The sequence below is a fragment of the Planomonospora corallina genome, assembly GCF_042650625.1.
Taxonomy (GTDB): domain Bacteria; phylum Actinomycetota; class Actinomycetes; order Streptosporangiales; family Streptosporangiaceae; genus Planomonospora_B; species Planomonospora_B corallina.
In genome coordinates, this window is record NZ_JBHSBM010000017.1 from 205,559 (window position 1) to 208,160 (window position 2,602).

The window sequence follows — 2,602 nt, forward strand, 5'->3', positions numbered from 1 at the left end:
GGCGCTCTCACGTCACGGCATGCGCGCGTACGCGGGCCGGGACGGCGCTCTCACGTCACGGCATGCGCGCGTACGCGGGCAGGGTCAGGAACTCGGCGAAGTCGTCGTCGAGGGCGACCTCCTTGAACAGCGCGGTGGCCTGGGCGTAGAGGGCCTCGTCATAGCCCGGCTCGTCCTTGATCTTGGCCAGCTCCTCGTCGATGACCTGCTCGACGAGCTCCTTGGTGACCACGGCGCCGGTGTCGGCGAGCGTGATGTCGTTGTGGATCCACTGCCAGATCTGGGAGCGGGAGATCTCGGCGGTGGCGGCGTCCTCCATCAGGTTGTGGATCGCCACCGCGCCCGAGCCGCCCATCCAGGCGGCGAGGTAGCGCAGCGCCACGTCCACGTTGTTGCGCAGGCCCGCCTCGGTGATCTCGCCCGGGGTCTTGGAGACCGCCAGCAGGTCGGCGGCGGAGACCGAGACGTCCTCGCGGAGCCGGTCGAGCTGGTTGGGCTTGTCGCCGAGCACGCCGTCGAAGACCTCGCGGCAGATCGGGACCAGGTCGGGGTGGGCGACCCAGGAGCCGTCGAAGCCGTCGCCGGACTCGCGCGTCTTGTCGGCGCGGACCTTCTCCAGCGCGATCTTGTTGACCTCGGGGTCGCGGCGGGAGGGGATGAAGGCCGCCATGCCGCCGATGGCGTGGGCGCCGCGCTTGTGGCAGGTGCGGACCAGCAGCTCGGTGTAGGCGCGCATGAACGGCGCGGTCATGGTCACCGCGTTCCGCTCGGGCAGCAGGAACTCCCGGCCGCGGGTGCGGAACTTCTTGATGACGCTGAACAGGTAGTCCCAGCGGCCCGCGTTGAGCCCGGCCGAGTGCTCGCGCAGCTCGTAGAGGATCTCCTCCATCTCGAAGGCGGCCGGGTAGGTCTCGATCAGCACGGTCGCGCGGATCGTGCCCTGCGGGACGCCGAGCAGCTCCTGGGCGCGGACGAAGACGTCGTTCCAGAGGCGGGCCTCCAGGTGCGACTCCATCTTCGGCAGGTAGAAGTAGGGGCCCTTGCCCTTGGCGAGCTGCCGCTGCGCGCAGTGGAAGAAGTAGAGGCCGAAGTCGACGAGCGAGCCGGACATCGGGGCGCCGTCGCAGGTGAGGTGCTTCTCCTCCAGGTGCCAGCCGCGCGGGCGGACCACGATGGTGGCCAGTTCCTCGTCGGGCTTGAGCGTGTAGCTCTTGCCGCCGGTGGAGAAGTCGATGGCGCGGTCCAGCGCGTCCCGCAGGTTGAGCTGGCCGTTGACGGTGTTCTCCCAGGTGGGGGCGTTGGCGTCCTCGAAGTCGGCCAGCCAGACCTTGGCGCCGGAGTTCAGCGCGTTGATCGTCATCTTCCGGTCGACGGGACCGGTGATCTCCACCCGGCGGTCCACCAGGCCGGGCGCGGGCGGGGCGACCTTCCACTCGGACTCGCGCACGTGCCTGGTCTCGGGAAGGAAGTCGAGGGTGCCGCCGGCCGAGAGCTCCTCCTGCCGGGCCTGGCGGGCCGCCAGCAGCTCCAGGCGCCGGGCGCCGAACTCGCGCTGGAGGGTGGCGACGAAGGCCAGCGCCTCCGGCGTGAGGATCTGGTCGAACCGGTCCAGCATCGGGCCGGTGATCTCAACGCCGTCCATGAGCTTCCTTTCCATCCAGTGGAAAACGACTTCTGAATTGTGGAATCGACGCTACTGGACGGTCACTTACGGGTCAAAGGCGGGGGTGGCCTCAGGGCCGTCTCGGGGGTCTCCCGGATGGGATCGCGCGGGCGGAGCGGCCATAGTTAGATCACGGCGCCCCGCCGCAGAGGGGGCGGACCGGCGGTAGATGGGGCGGAAAGCCCCCGTGGAAGGCGAGGATCGGGTTCATGAAGAAGGTGTTCGCCGCGGGGGCGGTCGCGGGCTCGGCGCTGGTGCTGTCCGGGTGCGGCATCAGCCCCTTCGCCACCGAGCAGGCCGTCGTCTCCTACGACGTGCCCGACAAGGTGCTGGTGCTCTCGGTGGACGCCGGGGCGGGGGACATCGTGGTGAAGGGGTCCGAAAGGAGCGGGATCAAGGTCACCGAGACCCTGCACTGGAGCGGCGACAAGCCCAGGACCGAGCATCTCGTCGAGGGCGACACCCTCACGCTGAAGCACCGCTGCCCGACCGGACTGGGCTTCGAGAACTGCACCGTCGACTACGAGGTCGAGGTTCCGGCGGGGGTGCGGATCAAGGCGGAGACCGGTGCCGGCGACATCACGCTGCGCTCGCTCACCGGAGGCGCCGAGGTGGGCACCGGCGCCGGCGACATCGACGCCAGCGGCCTGGCGGGCAAGGAGTTCGCCGCCGACTCGGGGGCCGGCGACGTGGAGGCCGGGTTCACGGCCGCGCCCGATCGGGTCGAGGTGGAGACCGGTGCCGGCGACGCCACGGTACGGCTCCCGCAGGGGCCCTACCGGGTGACCGTCGAGACCGGAGCCGGGGACGAGACGGTGAAGGTCGCCGACGACCCGTCCGCGGCCCGCACCGTCAGGGTGTCGACCGGCGCCGGCGACGCGGAGGTCCTGCCCGGCTGACGCGCCGGGCTGCCCGGACCGGGTACGGGACGGGCGCTCC

General features: G+C 70.7%; 2 protein-coding genes. One reads left to right on the plus strand and one right to left on the minus strand.

Features of this window, described 5'->3' with window-relative positions:
- Positions 1 to 55: 55 nt before the first annotated feature.
- Complete coding sequence (gene aceB, locus ACFOWE_RS14090) at positions 56 to 1,642, minus strand: malate synthase A (RefSeq protein ID WP_377287747.1); 1,587 nt, start codon at positions 1,640 to 1,642, stop codon at positions 56 to 58.
- Positions 1,643 to 1,872: 230 nt separating this feature from the next.
- On the opposite strand from aceB, the gene ACFOWE_RS14095 reads away from it, so the two are divergent.
- Positions 1,873 to 2,562 carry a DUF4097 family beta strand repeat-containing protein gene (locus ACFOWE_RS14095; protein ID WP_377287748.1) on the plus strand — a complete coding sequence of 230 codons (690 nt, stop codon included), beginning with the start codon at positions 1,873 to 1,875 and terminating at the stop codon, positions 2,560 to 2,562.
- Positions 2,563 to 2,602 lie beyond the last annotated feature (40 nt).

Coding starts and splice junctions, on each gene's coding strand:
- aceB (WP_377287747.1), bottom strand. CDS start 1,642: ATGGACGGCGTTGAGATCACCGGCCCGATGCTGGACCGGTTCGACCAG.
- ACFOWE_RS14095 (WP_377287748.1), top strand. CDS start 1,873: ATGAAGAAGGTGTTCGCCGCGGGGGCGGTCGCGGGCTCGGCGCTGGTG.